This is a genomic window from Lysinibacillus sp. FW12 (genome assembly GCF_050817245.1).
Taxonomy (GTDB): Bacteria; Bacillota; Bacilli; order Bacillales_A; family Planococcaceae; genus Lysinibacillus; species Lysinibacillus irui.
The window spans coordinates 1068270-1083681 of sequence record NZ_CP139094.1; the positions used below are offsets into that span (position 1 = coordinate 1068270).

The following is a 15412-nucleotide window of genomic DNA, read 5'->3' on the forward strand; positions in this document are numbered from 1 at the left end:
AGTGAAGAACATTATGTTATTTATTTGTATTGCGCTACTATTTATTACAGCTTGTAGTAATAGTAAAGAACAGCCAGCTAAAGCAAAGGAAGAATTTAACGATAAGGAGAAGCTCCGATTATCTATTTGGTTACCAGAATGGCAAAATAAATCCGCCATGAAAGATGTGGAAAATTCTCAACTTGGATTACAAGATATACGTGTTTTTGGCGCATATTTTAATAGCAAGGATGAACTATTGTTAACAGAAAATGCCGTAGATATGTTGCAAAAGACCAAGCAGCAATTTAATGATTCCCATCATGTGATCCTAACACTCATCAATGATTATGTAACAGAGAATGCCCCATCTGTTCAAAAGGATAGCACGCTTTTGCATAGATTATTGCAGGATTCCTCAGCAAGGCAAAAGCATATTGGAAATATTTTGCGGGTTGTGGAACAATATCAAGTAAATGGCATTGAGATTGATTATGAAAAGGTGGCTAAAGATGACCTTCAAAACTATATCCTATTTTTAGAAGAGCTTTACCAAGAGCTTTCCAAAAAGGATGTTACATTGCATGTTGTACTCGAACCACGCTTTCCTTTTGATGTGAAATTGCCAGATGGACCTCACTATACAGTAATGGCCTATAATGTTCATGGTTACCACAGTGGGCCAGGTGCTAAAGCTACTTTTTCTTTTCTAGATGATTTAGTAACAAAAATAAAGAAGTCTAATCAAGATTTAGCTATCGCCTTTGCCACTGGAGGTTTCGATTGGGTAGCTCAGGGCAAAACAGTCGCTTTAACAGAGCTTGAGGCCGAACAATTACTAGCCGATAGAAAAGCAGCTAAGCAGCGTGATCAAGCAAGTGGAGCCATTTATTTTTCATATGTAGATGACAATAATGTCAGCCATGAAGTTTGGTATGCTGATCAAGAAACGCTAGAAAAATGGGTTACTTACGTACAGAAGAAAAGCTATCATGACGTTGTATTATGGCGTGCAGGAGGCTTAGGAGAGAAAACACTAGAATGGATTGCTGAGCAATCAACAGAATAATAAAAAAATCGCCCAAAAGGCGATTTTTTTATTGGAATTGGGAAAGGCGGGAAAAGAAGTTTTTCACAAAATCTAAAAATATGACTTCTGATGGTGCGATTTCTCGATTAACAGGGGAGATAATACCAACTGTTCTAGGTATTGTGGGAGATTCAATCGGAACCTTGACAGTAAATCGAGCGGCAGAATCATAAAGGGAGCTTTCAGGTAATAGGCTAACACCTATGCCAGCAGCCACTAATCCTTTTAGTGCATCTAAATCTTCCCCTTCAGAAATTACATTTGGCAAGAAGCCAGCAGCTCGACAAGCGTCCATCGCGACTTTATGTAAAATATAGCCATCGGGAAATAATACAAATAGATCATTTCTTAACTCTGCAAGCTGGATACTCTCTCTTTTAGCTAATGGGTGATTGGCCGGTAAAAGAGCAGCAATATTTTCAGTAAACAGGATTGTGGATTGAATCGATTCGTCCTTTGGGGGAAGAGGACCCAGAAAGGCTAGATTTAATTCTCTATTTTTGACAGCATCAATCAAAAATCGGTAAGATCCTTGTCGCAGTTGGAATTGTAAATCAGGAAATTCTCGTTTAAAGGCTGATATAACGGTAGGAAGGACATAGCTTGCCAAACTTGTTGGAAATCCAATTTTAATCGAGCCTTTAGCAGGATCAAGATATTCTTCCACCTGTTTGGCAGCAAAATCAATAGCCTTTAATGCTGTTATGGTATGTTCTAGAAACGTCTTCCCTATAGGGGTTAATTTAACATTTCGTCCAACACGCTCGAATAATGGAGTACCTAACTCATCTTCAAGATTGGCGATTTGCCGACTAATGGCAGATTGGGCTACATGGAGATGCTCGGCGGCTTCTGAAATATGCTCACGTTCAGCAACTTCTACAAAATAGCGTAATTGACGTAACTCCACTAATAATTCACCTCTATTAATCTAATTATAAGATTGATTTTACCTTAATTATATATTATTTAAGATGAAAAGTGATTGGTAACGACAAAATAAAAGTTAAAGTAGCATGCTATCTCGTAGGATAGTTTGGGATAGTAAAGTCTCAAAGAAACATCATATAAATATCTTCTTTTATTGATTCCATTTTAATGAAATAGGTTATAGTATAGATATGTTGTTTATGCATATTTGTCACAAAACCGCTACAATTAGCACTTTCCAAGAGGTTTTCACTATGTAGCTAGATGAAATCGATTCTCATTTAGGGATATTTTATTGAAAATGAAGAAAGTCCATTCTCATTATCTAGTTCAAGTAGTAATAATCTGAAAATGCTTACAAAGCCTTTATTTTTCAAGATTTTATTTAAGAAGTAGGAAAGTAATTGAAATGGTTTGCATAGAGAACGATTTTCAGTTAAGATTAGAATGATGATAATTAAGGAATGGTTGACCCATTCACTGAACACTATGGAGGTATTTTCATGTCAACTTTAGTAATTAAAGATCTTCACGTTGCTATCGACGGGAAAGAGATTTTAAAAGGCGTAAATCTTACAATTAATACAAATGAAATTCACGCAATCATGGGACCAAACGGAACTGGTAAATCAACACTAGCTTCTGCTATTATGGGTCATCCTAAATATGAAGTAACTTCAGGTACTGTTGAGCTTGATGGTGAAAATGTACTTGAAATGGAAGTGGACGAGCGTGCTCAAGCGGGATTATTCCTAGCTATGCAATATCCATCTGAAATTGCAGGTGTAACAAATGCTGACTTCTTACGTTCAGCCATTAATGCACGTCGTGAAGAAGGCGATGAAATTTCATTAATGAAATTTATCCGTGAATTAGATAAAAATATGGAATTCCTAGAAATGAATGAAGATATGGCTCAACGCTATTTAAATGAAGGTTTCTCTGGCGGTGAGAAAAAACGTAATGAGATTCTTCAATTAATGATGATTAAACCAACATTTGCTATTTTAGACGAAATCGACTCTGGTCTTGATATCGATGCACTTAAAGTAGTATCAAAGGGTATCAACGCAATGCGCGGTGAAGGCTTTGGCTGCTTAATGATTACGCACTATCAACGTCTATTAAACTACATTACTCCAGACCATGTACACGTAATGATGCAAGGACGTGTTGTTAAATCTGGTGGTGCAGAACTTGCACAACGTTTAGAAGCAGAAGGTTATGACTGGATTAAAAAAGAATTAGGTATCGAAGAAGAAACAGAAGAACAAGAAGCATAAGAGGGAGGACGAAATAGCATGACAGTGGAACTTAACTTGCCTGTAACAGTACAGGACGTGCGCTCGTTCTCAGAAGCAAACGGTGAACCAACTTGGTTTACAGAGCTTCGCGCGGCAGCACTAGACAAAGTAACTGGTTTAGATTTGCCAAAACCAGATAGAACTAATATTACAAAATGGGATTTCATGAACTTCCCAACATTTACAGTTCATAGTGAGGCATTCCCTTCATTGGACGCTTTACCTGAAGAAGCAAAAGGTTTAATTGACCTTGAAGCACAGGAAAACCTATATATTCAACGTAATAATACACCAGCTTACATTAAGACATCACAAGAGCTTGCAGATAAAGGTGTTATTTTTACCGATATCTTTACAGCAGTTCGTGAACATGGTGAGCTTGTACAAAAATACTTTATGACTGAAGCAGTTAAAGTGGATGAGCATAAGTTAACAGCACTTCATACTGCACTTGTTAATGGTGGTGTGTTTGTATACGTACCAAAAAATGTAGTTATTGAACAACCACTTCAAGTTGTTTTCTTAAACGATAATGCAGAAGCTTCACTATACAACCACGTGTTAGTAGTAGCAGAAGCAAACTCTGCTGTAACATATGTGGAAACATATATTTCTACAGTGGAAGAGGCAAAAGGCCAAGCGAATATTATTGCGGAAGTTGTAGTCCAAGATAATGCTCAAGTAACATACGGTGCGGTAGATGTCCTTGCAAAAGGCTATACAACATACGTAAATCGTCGTGCACGTTTAGCTCGTGATGCTAAAGTTGACTGGGCTCTTGGTTTAATGAATGACTCAGACACGATTTCTGAAAACATTACGCATTTAATTGGTGACGGTTCTCATGCAGATACTAAAACAGTAGTGGTTGGTCGTGGAGAACAAAAACTTAACTTCACTACAGAGGTTCGTCATTGGGGTAAAAACTCTAACGGGCATATCCTAAAGCATGGTGTCATGAAGGATGCAGCACAATCTATCTTTAACGGTATTGGCTATATCGAGCATGGTGCGACAAAAGCTGATGCACAGCAAGAATCACGTGTATTAATGCTATCAGAAAAAGCTCGTGGGGATGCAAACCCAATTCTCTTAATTGATGAAGATGATGTAACAGCAGGACACGCAGCGTCTGTTGGTCGAGTAGATCCATTACAGCTTTACTATTTAATGAGTCGTGGTATCTCGAAAGCAGAAGCAGAGCGCCTTGTTATCCATGGATTCCTTGCGCCAGTTGTTACGCAATTACCAATCGAAGGCGTTCAAAAGCAACTGACGGAGGTTATTGAAAGGAAAGTTCGCTAATGATGAATAAAGACATTAAAAGCTATTTCCCAATTTTGAATCAAGATGTAAATGGGCATAGACTTGTTTATCTTGATAGTGCAGCGACGTCTCAAAAACCTGTTCAAGTGATTGAGGCCATTAAGGCTTATTATGAATTTGATAATTCTAATGTACATCGTGGTGTGCATACATTAGGAAACCGTGCTACAGATAAATATGAGGGTGCACGTGAAAAGGTTCGAAAGTTTATAAATGCTCAATCAACACAGGAAATTATTTTCACACGTGGTACAACAACAGCTTTAAATACAGTAGCATCAAGTTATGGACGTGCAAATGTTGCCGAGGGTGATGAAATTGTCATTACGCAAATGGAGCATCACTCCAATATTATTCCTTGGCAACAGCTAGCTAAAGAGAAAAATGCGACATTGAAATATATTGAGCTAGAAGCAGATGGCACGATTAGTCTGGAAAAAGTACGTGCGACGATTACACCTAACACAAAAATCGTTTCGGTATCAATGGCCTCAAACGTACTTGGAACAATTAATCCCATTAAAGAAATTGCTCAAATTGCACATGCTAATGGAGCGGTTATGGTTGCCGATGGTGCTCAAGCTGCCCCACATATGAAAATTGATGTGCAAGATTTGGATGTCGATTTCTTAGGTTTCTCTGGGCATAAAATGTGCGGTCCAACAGGAATAGGTGTACTATATGGTAAAAAGGAACACCTTGAAAAAATGGAGCCAATTGAGTTTGGTGGCGAAATGATTGACTTTGTTGGGCTTTATGAGTCAACGTGGAAGGAATTACCGTGGAAATTTGAAGGTGGAACGCCTATTATTGCAGGTGCAATAGGTTTAGGTGCCGCTATTGATTTCTTAACTGATATTGGGCTAGATAAAATTGCGGAGCATGAGCATAAGCTTGCGGGCTATGCAATGGATCAGCTTGAAACAATCGACGGTTTAAAAATTTTCGGCCCACGTGACCCAATGAAGCGTTGTGGACTTGTGACATTTAACTTAGATGATGTACATCCACATGATGTGGCAACGGTGCTTGACATGAACGGTATTGCTGTTCGTGCAGGACATCATTGTGCACAGCCACTAATGAAATGTCTTCAGCAAGTAGCGACAGCACGAGCAAGCTTCTATCTGTACAATACAGAGGAGGATATTGACCGTTTAGTCGCAGGGTTACGTTCTGCGAAGGAGTATTTTGGCGATGTCTTTTAATAATTTAGATCAACTATATCGTTCAGTTATTATGGATCACTATAAAAATCCTCGTAATAAAGGATCTTTAGAAGAGGATGCTGTAACGATTGATATGAACAATCCGACTTGTGGCGACCGTATTCACTTAACATTGAAAGTGACAGACGGTGTTGTAGAGGATGCGAAATTTGACGGTGAAGGCTGTTCAATTTCTATGTCCTCTGCATCGATGATGACACAGCTTATCAAAGGGAAAAAAGTAGAGGAAGCTATAGAGCTTTCAGATATTTTTTCTAAAATGATGATGGGCGAAGAGTACAGCGATAAATATGACCTTGAGGATGTTGAAGCACTGCAAGGTGTATCACAATTTCCTGCACGTATTAAATGTGCGACATTAGCTTGGAAAGCAATGGAAAAAGGTGTGAAATAAAACTTACTTCCTTGTTGCCTGAGTGAAAGTACAAACTTTCACTCAGGGCAAGGATTGTACAGAAAAATACAGCTCAATGAACGGAGGAGAAACGATGGCTAAAAAAATGCCTGATATCGGCGATTACAAATACGGATTCCATGACAAGGACGTATCAATTTTCCGTTCAAAACGTGGTTTGACTGAAGAAATCGTCCGTGAAATTTCTAATATGAAACAAGAGCCAGAGTGGATGCTTGAGTACCGCTTAAAAGCACTTGAAACTTTTTATACAAAACCAATGCCACAATGGGGTGGCGATCTTGGTGATTTAGATTTTGATGAAATTACGTACTATGTAAAACCATCAGAAGCAACACAACGCTCATGGGATGAAGTACCTGATGAAATCAAAGCTACTTTTGATAAATTAGGTATTCCAGAAGCAGAGCAAAAATATCTTGCTGGTGTATCTGCTCAATACGAGTCTGAGGTAGTTTATCATAACATGAAAAAAGACCTTGAGGATCTTGGAATTGTGTTCAAAGATACAGACTCAGCATTACGTGAAAACGAAGATATTTTCAAACAATATTGGGGTAAAGTTATTCCTTATACTGACAATAAATTTGCTGCATTAAATTCAGCTGTATGGTCAGGTGGATCATTTATCTATGTACCACCAGGTGTTAAAGTCGAAACTCCATTACAAGCTTACTTCCGTATTAACTCTGAAAATATGGGTCAATTCGAACGTACACTTATTATTGTAGATGAAGGCGCTCACGTACACTATGTTGAAGGTTGTACAGCTCCTGTTTACACAACAAACTCTTTACACTCAGCGGTTGTAGAAATCGTTGTACGTAAAGATGCATATTGCCGTTATACAACAATTCAAAACTGGGCGAACAACGTTTACAACCTTGTAACGAAACGTACAGTTGTAGAAGAAAACGGTACAATGGAATGGATTGATGGTAACATTGGTTCTAAATTAACAATGAAATACCCAGCATGTATCCTAAAGGGTGAAGGTGCTCGTGGTATGACATTATCCATTGCATTAGCAGGTAAAGGACAGCACCAACATGCTGGCGCAAAAATGATCCATATGGCACCAAATACATCTTCAACAATCGTTTCTAAATCGATTGCAAAACAAGGTGGTAAAGTAACGTATATGGGACAAGTTCGTTTCGGTCCTAAAGCAAGTGGTGCACGTGCTAACATCGAGTGTGATACACTGATCATGGATAACCAATCTACTTCTGATACAATTCCATACAATGAGATCTTTAATGATAATGTTTCTTTAGAGCATGAAGCAAAAGTTTCAAAAGTATCTGAAGAGCAATTATTCTACTTAATGTCTCGCGGAATTTCTGAAGAAGAAGCGACAGAAATGATCGTAATGGGCTTCATTGAGCCATTTACAAAAGAATTACCAATGGAATACGCAGTAGAGATGAACCGTCTTATCAAGTTCGAGATGGAAGGTTCTATCGGTTAATTTACTAACCAACCCTTGTCACAATTAAATTTGTGGCAAGGGTTTTTTTATAGCTCGCCTTGCAAGTCTACATACTAATAGAGCTACTTAAATGTTGTTAGACAGTTAAAACAAATGGCATGAGGACAATGTAATATATCTCATGCTTTTTCGTTTGTATAAATTCTCGAGAAGAGACAAACCTTTTCATTGTAATGTTCAAAAGAAAGCGATATTTTTTACATGATGTTTATTTGTAGTGTCATGCTGTGTGCTATGATTATGTACATAGAGGAGGATGTCACATGATTGTAGTTGGTTTAACTGGATGGGGTGATCACCCTTCACTTTATAGTGGAGTGACTCCCTCAAAGGATAAATTATTCGATTATACAGGTCATTTTTTAACAGTTGAAGTCGATACTTCTTTTTATGCTATACCATCTAAAGAGCATGTTCGTAAATGGTGTGAGGATACACCAGAAAATTTCCGCTTTGTCGTAAAGGCCTATCAAGGCATGACCGGACATTTGCGGGGAGATATTCCTTTTGAATCGAAAAATGACATGTTCAACGCTTTTATCGAATGTGCCCATGAATTTAAACGTTATGGAAAGTTAGGAATGGTTTTAGCTCAGTTTCCACCATGGTTTGATTGTCAGGCAAAAAATGTTCAATATTTATTATATATTCGGCAGCAACTTAAGGATTTTGAAGTAGCGATAGAGTTTCGCAATCAAACATGGTATGCAGATCATGTTGTTCAGCAGACAATGAATTTTTTACGTGAACATCAATTTATTCATACGATTTGTGATGAACCACAGGCTGGTGTAGGTTCCGTCCCCTTCTACCCTGAAGTAACTGCCAATAAGGCACTTATTCGTATCCATGGTCGTAATATCCATGGATGGCGAAACACAGGAAACGCAGAAAATTGGCGTAAAGTTCGCTTTTTATATGATTATAATAAAGAAGAATTGCAACAGCTTGGACAAAGTATGCTAAAGCTCGAATCAGAGGTCCATGAACTCTTCGTATTATTTAATAATAATTCAGGTAATCATGCAGCGAAAAACGCAAAGGAGCTACAAAGCATTTTAAATATTAAAGATGTCGGGTTAGCACCTAAACAATTAAACATATTTGAAGGGGAACTATAATGGAGTTTATTTTATTAGTAGTCATTGCTTTATTTGCTGGTCTAATTGGCTCGTTAGTTGGGCTAGGTGGTGGCGTTGTGCTCGTGCCAGCAACGTTATACATTGGTTTAAATCTTGGCATGATTCCAGATATTACACCACAAAAAGTAGTCGGTTTATCTGTAGTTATGATGATTTTCACAGGACTTGCCTCCACGCTAAGCTATATGAAATCCAAAACAGTAGACTATAAAAGCGGGTTTATATTCTTTATTGGAAGCATTCCAGGTACCATTCTAGGTGCTTGGGTGAATAAAGGATTGGAATTACCATCCTTTAATTTGTATTTCGGTATTCTATTGATTATTTTATCAATTATATTGCTTGTCCGTGACAAGCTCAAGCCAGTGAAGTGGTTTGTAAAAAACGGGATGCAACAAGAATTTACAGACTCTGAAGGACAAACCTTTGTCTATGGGTATCCTATTTGGTTTGCGATTACATTAACATTTGGTATTGGCTTTGCCTCAGGGTTGTTTGGCATTGGTGGAGGCTCGATGATTGTACCAGCCATGATTATTTTGTTTTTATTTCCACCACATGTTGCAGTGGCGACATCCATGTTTATGGTATTTTTAACGTCCATTGTTAATTCTGCGAGTCATATTGCTTTGGGACATGTTCCATGGCTTTATACCATTCCTGTTATTCCAGGAGCATATATTGGCGCAAAATTGGGCGCAGCATTAAATAAAAAAATTAAATCAGATACGCTTGTTCTTGCACTAAGGATTATTTTATTATTATTAGGAATTCGATCCATCATTGAAGGCATATTGGCTTAAGTATGGTAGCTAAAGAAATGAGGTGGCTTTAATGCTTGAAAAGATCCATATATTTCACACAAATGATTTGCACAGTCATTTTAAGTATTGGCCACGAATGCAAAGCTTTGTGAAAGAGATGCGCAACAGTTTGGCAAAAATAGGGGAAACAAGCTATTTATTTGATATTGGCGATCATTTAGACCGCTCCAATATCTATACAGAGGCAACTGTTGGTAAAGGTAATGTACAATTACTAAATGATGCAGGGTACGATGTGGTGACTATCGGTAATAATGAAGGTATTACATTATCCCACGAAGAGCTCTTTCATTTGTATGATAATGCAAATTTTGATGTCGTGGTCGCAAATGTCTATTCAACTACGGGGAAAAATCCTGCGTGGATGAAGCCCTATGTTGTGTTAACAACCGAAGCAGGTACAAAGGTGGGTGTAATAGCAGCCACGGCTATGTTTGAAGTGTATTATCAGGAATTAAATTGGCAAATGGACGAGCCACGCAGTACACTACTACAACTAGCTCATCAGCTCCGCAAAGAGGTAGACATTATTGTGTGCTTATCACATTTAGGTATTACAGAGGATGAGCTTTTAGCCGAAGAATGTCCAGAAATTGATGTGATATTCGGCTCCCATACACATCATGTCCTGCCAACCGGCAAACTCATTAATGGTGTATTACTGACAGGAGGAGGGAAATTTGGACAATATACAGGCCATCTTGTCATTGAATACGATAAAAAAATGAGGAAAATTGTTGAAAAAAAGGATACTTTAATTCATAATAAGGATTTGCCAATCGTTCAAAACGAACAGGAAAGGGTCCAGTTTTTCGAGGATGAAGGGAATAGAATACTAAACACTCCAGTCTTTACAACGACGAAATCCTACAACAAAGAATGGTTCCACTATTCACAGCTATCTGATTTATTTGCCCAAGCTATTCTAGAAAAAAGCGGTGCCGATTGTGCATTATTCAATGCAGGGATATTTTTAGATGGTCTGCCTAAAGGAACGGTAACAGCCTTAGATTTGCATCGTATTTTTCCGCATCCTATTAATTTATGTATAATTGAATTATCCGTTGCTGAAATGAAAGAAATTTATATGCAATCTAAAAATGAAGAGTGGCCCTATATTGAATTAAAAGGCTTAGGTTTTAGAGGCGTTATTTTTGGCAAAATGCTAACATATGGCTTTTCAATGAATGAAAATCGGCAATTACTAATTAATGGTAAGTTGGCGGATCAAGATCACATTTATAAACTTGTAACATTAGATTTGTTTACATTTGGTTATTTTTATCCAAGTTTTAAATATGCAAAGAAACAATATATTTTACCTGAATTTTTACGAAACATTATGATAGATTATGGTCAAAGATTCTTTAAGCAATAGAGAGAGCTTAAAGAATGGATTGGGGAAGAAGTCATGCGATTAATTTCAATCGATGTATTAAAAGAAGGAATGGTATTAGGAAGAACCATTTGGAATGAAGCAGGTCATCCGCTTTTAAAGAAAGATGTTGTCATTAATGACCGTATTATTCAAAGACTTCAACAGTTAAATACACACTATTTATATATTGACGATGAAATTTCTAATGGCATAGAAGTAGAAGAGACAGTTCCACCAGCTATGCGAAGTAAAGTCATTACGACTATTAAGGATTCATTCCAATCAATTGATGGTTTAAATCAAGTAAATGCCTCTTATATATTAGATCAGCAATCTAAAACAATTGTCTCCATTGTAGATGAGCTACTTTCGGCTGTTACAGGCAATGATGAAATTTTAACGATACTAACAGATGCTTATTTATTTGATGAATATCTTTATCAACACTCCTTCCAAGTGACATTGTATTCTATTGCGATTGCCAAAGAACTTGGCTATTCAGCTGAGGATTTACGCTTGATAGGGATTGGTGCATTATTGCACGATGTTGGTAAGCTAATGGTACCGAAAGACATTTTAACAAAGCCAGGTCGCCTCTCAAATGAGGAGTTTGAAGCAATGAAAATGCATGCTCGTTATGGCTTTGATTTATTGCGCAATTTACATTCCATCTCATTGCTTGTGGCACACTGTGCATTTCAACATCATGAACGCATTGATGGAAGTGGCTATCCAAGAGGCCTTGTAGACTTTGAAATTCATCCATTTGCCAAGATTATTGGCGTTGCTGATGTATTTGATGCTGTTACTACAAATCGTGTTTATCGTGAAAAGATGTTGCCCTCACAAGGACTAGCTATCGTTGAAGCGGGCTCTGGTACTCTGTTTGATGCACGAATTGTAAAAGCTTTAAAACGAGCTGTTGTCCATTATCCTAATGGCGTTATTTTAAAGTTATCTGATGGACGACGTGGTATTGTCTCTAGACAAAATCCATTAGATGCAGCATTGCCGTGGATTCGTATTTTTGAGGAGCAAAATCAATTGCTCGCAGCTACATATGAAATTAATTTAGTGGACTATCCTGGAGTGACAATCGAAAATGTTGAGACAGATTATGTGGTTCCTACAAAAGTAGAATAAATTGCTCCTCCTGTTCATACGTTATGGAACAGGAGGAGATTTTTTTGTTTTTCCCTCGAAAAAGAATGAAATTACGCTCATATAGTAGAAGGGGAATGCGTCTTAATCGATTAACAATTTTAATTATTAGTATGGTTGCTTGCCTTATATTATTTATTTATTTTTTAAATGAAAGGCTCATGCCCACCTATTTGCAATACGCTGAAGTACAGACCAATAAAATTGCATCATATGTTGTGAGTAAAGCAATTAATTCGCGTACCTCCAATGTATTAGATGTAAATGATATCATTGAAGATATTCCTCCAGGTACGTCTGAAATGATGACGACAAAATTTAATACGGAAATTATTAATCGTGTTCGAGCGGAGACATTAGAGCTTGTCAAAATGTATTTAGAGCAAGCTGAACAAGGGGAATTATCCCATTTACCTGAATTAGAGAATGTTGAATACGATATAAACAGAATTCAAGAAGGTGATGGTATAGTTTTCTTTGTGCCACTTGGTCAGGCGGCTAATATCCCTTTGCTCGGAAATCTAGGACCAAAAATCCCGATTCGCTTCCACGTAATTGGGAACGTTCATAGCAATGTGACATCCTCCATTCAAGAATTTGGGATTAACAGTGCCTATGTGGAGGTAGGCATTCATTTAGAAGTAAATGTCCAGATTATTGTCCCATTTGCAAGTAAATCTTCAACCGTTGCACAGGATATCCCTGTAGCAATGGGCTTAACAAGAGGGCCTGTTCCAAACATTTATACAAATAGCAGTGATGCACCTCAACCTTCCATTGAAATACCTGTCCCATTTAAATAGAAATGTTTGTTGTGATAGTTGTTGGAGTTCATTTAATATGTTACATTGACAACAGTGAAGATAGTTAATATTAAAAAATGCATATTTTTGATAGGGGCGATATTCGTATGACATCTTGTAAACCTACAAGTAAAGAAGAACATTTAAGAAAACCAGAGTGGCTAAAAATAAAACTAAACACGAATGATGAATATAAAGGGCTTAAAAAGCTAATGCGTGAAAAAAATCTGCATACAGTTTGTGAAGAGGCTCGCTGTCCAAATATCCATGAATGTTGGGGAGAAAGACGAACTGCTACTATGATGATTCTTGGATCTGTATGTACACGTGCATGCCGTTTCTGTGCCGTTAAAACAGGCTTACCTAATGAATTAGATTTAGCAGAACCAGAGCGCGTTGCAGATTCAGTAGCTATTATGAACCTAAAACACGTGGTTATTACAATGGTAGCGCGTGACGATTTAAAGGATGGCGGTGCACAGGTTTTAGCAGAAACAGTTCGTGCTATTCGCCGTAAAAGTCCATTCACATCTGTAGAGGTATTACCATCAGATTTAGGTGGAGTGAAGGAAAACCTTCAAATGCTTATGGATGCGAAACCAGATATTTTAAATCATAATATTGAAACAGTACGTCGCTTAACACCAAGAGTACGTGCTCGTGCAAAATACGAACGCTCTTTAGAGTTCCTTCGTTTGGCAAAAGAGATGCAGCCAGATATTCCAACAAAATCATCTTTAATGATTGGATTAGGTGAAACACACGAAGAAATTTTAGAAGTAATGGATGATTTACGTGCGAATAATGTAGATATTATGACGATTGGACAATATTTACAGCCAACGAAAAAGCATCTTCCAGTTAAAAAGTATTATTCACCAATAGAATTTGGTAAACTGCGTAAGATCGCTATGGAAAAAGGCTTTAAACATTGTGAAGCTGGCCCACTTGTACGTAGTAGTTACCATGCTGACGAACAAGTAAATGCTGCAACAAAAGAACGTCAATTACAAGCAGAATTCTAAACGTCAAGGCTGAACAAAAAGGGTGGTGTCACTTTGATCATAGTTGAAGGATTAGAATATGAACTAATAGAAGACTATCGAGAAGCCTTTCAGGAGGATGTTTTCCAGGAAAGGTACTCAGATATCTTAGCTAGATATGATTATATTGTAGGCGATTGGGGCTATAACCAATTACGTTTAAAGGGCTTTTTTGATGATAAAAATCAAAAATCAACGTTTGATACGAAAATAAGTACGTTGCAAGATTACCTATATGAGTATTGTAATTTTGGCTGTGCTTATTTTGTCCTACGGAAAACTGGTAAAGTCACGAAAAAACCAGAAGTATTGGATGCGAATGAGCTATCAAAGCCAACAGATCACGAATCATTAGCAGAATAAATTACTAAAACCTGATGTGCTAGGCATCAGGTTTTTTCTTTGTTCTTGTTATCTTTAGAAAAATTGGGGAAAACTAAAGCTCAAAACAGCTATCAAAGGTGTGTTGAAATGAAAAGAGCCGTATTTTTAGATCGTGATGGTGTCATCAATGAAGTACTAACGAATCGTGTAAAATTCGTGAATAAGCCGAAGGATCTGTATTTTTTGCCACATGTACCTGAAGCGATAAAAAAGCTAAATAAGCATTTTGATTATGTTTTTGTCGTGACAAATCAAGGTGGCGTAGGTTTAGGTTTTATGAAGGAAAGTGGCTTGCAAAAAATACATGAGCATATGGTGAAGGAGTTAAAGAAAAAGGGAGCAACCATCCACGAAGTCGTTTATTGTCCGCATAAGCCAAAGTCTGGCTGTGCTTGCCGAAAGCCCAATAGTAAATTAATTGTGGATCTAGGGAAGAAATATAATATTGATTTATCAAAATCCTATATGGTAGGAGATACCGATACGGATATTATGGCAGGAAAACGAGCGGGAACAAAGGGTGTATTCCTAGGGGAACAAGACCCATTAGCTGATGCTGTCTTTCCAGATTTAATTAGCGCTGCGCAATGGATTATTAAGGATGCAACGGCTTAATATTATGATGAAAAAGAAGTATAAATCATAAAAAAAAGGATAATTTATGACTGGAGGTGATCATATTGGCAAAGGAAAAACGTAATAAAAAGCCATTAGATCGAGAGGAATATGGGTTTGGCTTTGATTTAAGTGTAGATGATTTAGCTGTCATTGGTCAAAATGAGCAAGCGAAAAAACAAAATGATAATGAAAATAAAGACAAGCCACATAATAAAGATAATCCATCCACTTTAAATAAATAGCTATAAGTAAAAAGACTATAAGTAAAAAGATTTCGCAATAGCTTAGAGCTGC

The 15412-nt window shown here is 37.3% G+C and carries 16 protein-coding genes; 15 read left to right on the forward strand and 1 reads right to left on the reverse strand.

The window, feature by feature from the left end; genetic code table 11:
- Window position 1 precedes the first annotated feature (1 nt).
- Window positions 2-1048: a glycosyl hydrolase family 18 protein gene (locus SJW71_RS05415; RefSeq protein ID WP_429978585.1), complete on the forward strand. Its 1047-nt coding sequence runs from the start codon at window positions 2-4 to the stop codon at window positions 1046-1048.
- A 28-nt stretch (window positions 1049-1076) separates the two neighbouring features.
- Here the strand turns inward: SJW71_RS05415 and SJW71_RS05420 are convergent, their stop codons facing one another.
- Window positions 1077-1979 carry a LysR family transcriptional regulator gene (locus tag SJW71_RS05420; RefSeq protein WP_274794270.1) on the reverse strand — a complete coding sequence of 301 codons (903 nt, stop codon included), beginning with the start codon at window positions 1977-1979 and terminating at the stop codon, window positions 1077-1079.
- Between the two features lie 523 nt (window positions 1980-2502).
- On the opposite strand from SJW71_RS05420, the gene sufC reads away from it, so the two are divergent.
- The 14 genes from sufC (at window position 2503) to SJW71_RS05490 (ending at window position 15360) form a co-directional block, all read left to right on the forward strand.
- Window positions 2503-3282, forward strand: a complete 780-nt coding sequence (gene sufC / locus SJW71_RS05425; RefSeq protein ID WP_396631737.1) for a Fe-S cluster assembly ATPase SufC — start codon at window positions 2503-2505, stop codon at window positions 3280-3282.
- 18 nt (window positions 3283-3300) lie between these two features.
- Window positions 3301-4608 carry a Fe-S cluster assembly protein SufD gene (gene sufD / locus SJW71_RS05430; protein WP_274794269.1) on the forward strand — a complete coding sequence of 436 codons (1308 nt, stop codon included), beginning with the start codon at window positions 3301-3303 and terminating at the stop codon, window positions 4606-4608.
- Window positions 4608-5837: a cysteine desulfurase gene (locus SJW71_RS05435; RefSeq protein ID WP_274794268.1), complete on the forward strand. Its 1230-nt coding sequence runs from the start codon at window positions 4608-4610 to the stop codon at window positions 5835-5837. Before sufD ends, SJW71_RS05435 begins: the two co-directional genes overlap by 1 nt.
- Window positions 5827-6252, forward strand: coding sequence for a Fe-S cluster assembly sulfur transfer protein SufU (gene sufU, locus SJW71_RS05440; RefSeq protein ID WP_036078619.1), 426 nt, complete (start codon window positions 5827-5829; stop codon window positions 6250-6252). The genes SJW71_RS05435 and sufU overlap by 11 nt, the downstream gene beginning before the upstream one ends.
- A 94-nt stretch (window positions 6253-6346) precedes the next feature.
- Window positions 6347-7744 (forward strand): Fe-S cluster assembly protein SufB, encoded by a 1398-nt coding sequence (sufB, locus tag SJW71_RS05445; RefSeq protein WP_274794266.1) that lies wholly within the window; start codon window positions 6347-6349, stop codon window positions 7742-7744.
- A gap of 284 nt (window positions 7745-8028) precedes the next feature.
- Complete coding sequence (locus SJW71_RS05450) at window positions 8029-8886, forward strand: DUF72 domain-containing protein (RefSeq protein WP_431811844.1); 858 nt, start codon at window positions 8029-8031, stop codon at window positions 8884-8886.
- On the forward strand, window positions 8886-9710 hold the full coding sequence (locus SJW71_RS05455; protein ID WP_341386743.1) for a sulfite exporter TauE/SafE family protein: 825 nt from the start codon (window positions 8886-8888) through the stop codon (window positions 9708-9710). Before SJW71_RS05450 ends, SJW71_RS05455 begins: the two co-directional genes overlap by 1 nt.
- Window positions 9711-9741: 31 nt before the next feature.
- The gene (locus SJW71_RS05460; RefSeq protein ID WP_431811845.1) at window positions 9742-11109 is read left to right on the forward strand and encodes a bifunctional metallophosphatase/5'-nucleotidase; all 1368 of its coding nucleotides are present in this window, start codon (window positions 9742-9744) and stop codon (window positions 11107-11109) included.
- Window positions 11110-11142: 33 nt separating this feature from the next.
- Window positions 11143-12252 (forward strand): HD-GYP domain-containing protein, encoded by a 1110-nt coding sequence (locus tag SJW71_RS05465; RefSeq protein ID WP_274794262.1) that lies wholly within the window; start codon window positions 11143-11145, stop codon window positions 12250-12252.
- A 23-nt stretch (window positions 12253-12275) separates the two neighbouring features.
- Entirely contained in the window at window positions 12276-13073 is a 798-nt protein-coding gene (gene yunB, locus SJW71_RS05470) for a sporulation protein YunB (RefSeq protein ID WP_322605514.1), read from the forward strand.
- A gap of 107 nt (window positions 13074-13180) precedes the next feature.
- Window positions 13181-14098, forward strand: coding sequence for a lipoyl synthase (lipA, locus tag SJW71_RS05475; protein ID WP_274794260.1), 918 nt, complete (start codon window positions 13181-13183; stop codon window positions 14096-14098).
- Window positions 14099-14131: 33 nt separating this feature from the next.
- Window positions 14132-14479 (forward strand): YutD family protein, encoded by a 348-nt coding sequence (locus SJW71_RS05480; protein ID WP_274794259.1) that lies wholly within the window; start codon window positions 14132-14134, stop codon window positions 14477-14479.
- Window positions 14480-14542: 63 nt separating this feature from the next.
- A complete protein-coding gene (locus tag SJW71_RS05485) occupies window positions 14543-15115 on the forward strand; it encodes a D-glycero-alpha-D-manno-heptose-1,7-bisphosphate 7-phosphatase (protein WP_341386949.1) in 573 nt (190 codons plus the stop codon).
- A gap of 65 nt (window positions 15116-15180) precedes the next feature.
- Window positions 15181-15360: a hypothetical protein gene (locus tag SJW71_RS05490; protein ID WP_274794257.1), complete on the forward strand. Its 180-nt coding sequence runs from the start codon at window positions 15181-15183 to the stop codon at window positions 15358-15360.
- Window positions 15361-15412 lie beyond the last annotated feature (52 nt).

What these genes read in the sequence shown, in the direction of transcription:
- SJW71_RS05435 (WP_274794268.1), top strand. Translation starts at nt 4,608, where the DNA reads ATGATGAATAAAGACATTAAAAGCTATTTCCCAATTTTGAATCAAGAT.
- SJW71_RS05450 (WP_431811844.1), top strand. Translation starts at nt 8,029, where the DNA reads ATGATTGTAGTTGGTTTAACTGGATGGGGTGATCACCCTTCACTTTAT.
- sufU (WP_036078619.1), top strand. Translation starts at nt 5,827, where the DNA reads ATGTCTTTTAATAATTTAGATCAACTATATCGTTCAGTTATTATGGAT.
- SJW71_RS05465 (WP_274794262.1), top strand. Translation starts at nt 11,143, where the DNA reads ATGCGATTAATTTCAATCGATGTATTAAAAGAAGGAATGGTATTAGGA.
- sufC (WP_396631737.1), top strand. Translation starts at nt 2,503, where the DNA reads ATGTCAACTTTAGTAATTAAAGATCTTCACGTTGCTATCGACGGGAAA.
- sufD (WP_274794269.1), top strand. Translation starts at nt 3,301, where the DNA reads ATGACAGTGGAACTTAACTTGCCTGTAACAGTACAGGACGTGCGCTCG.
- lipA (WP_274794260.1), top strand. Translation starts at nt 13,181, where the DNA reads ATGACATCTTGTAAACCTACAAGTAAAGAAGAACATTTAAGAAAACCA.
- sufB (WP_274794266.1), top strand. Translation starts at nt 6,347, where the DNA reads ATGGCTAAAAAAATGCCTGATATCGGCGATTACAAATACGGATTCCAT.
- SJW71_RS05455 (WP_341386743.1), top strand. Translation starts at nt 8,886, where the DNA reads ATGGAGTTTATTTTATTAGTAGTCATTGCTTTATTTGCTGGTCTAATT.
- yunB (WP_322605514.1), top strand. Translation starts at nt 12,276, where the DNA reads ATGGAACAGGAGGAGATTTTTTTGTTTTTCCCTCGAAAAAGAATGAAA.
- SJW71_RS05460 (WP_431811845.1), top strand. Translation starts at nt 9,742, where the DNA reads ATGCTTGAAAAGATCCATATATTTCACACAAATGATTTGCACAGTCAT.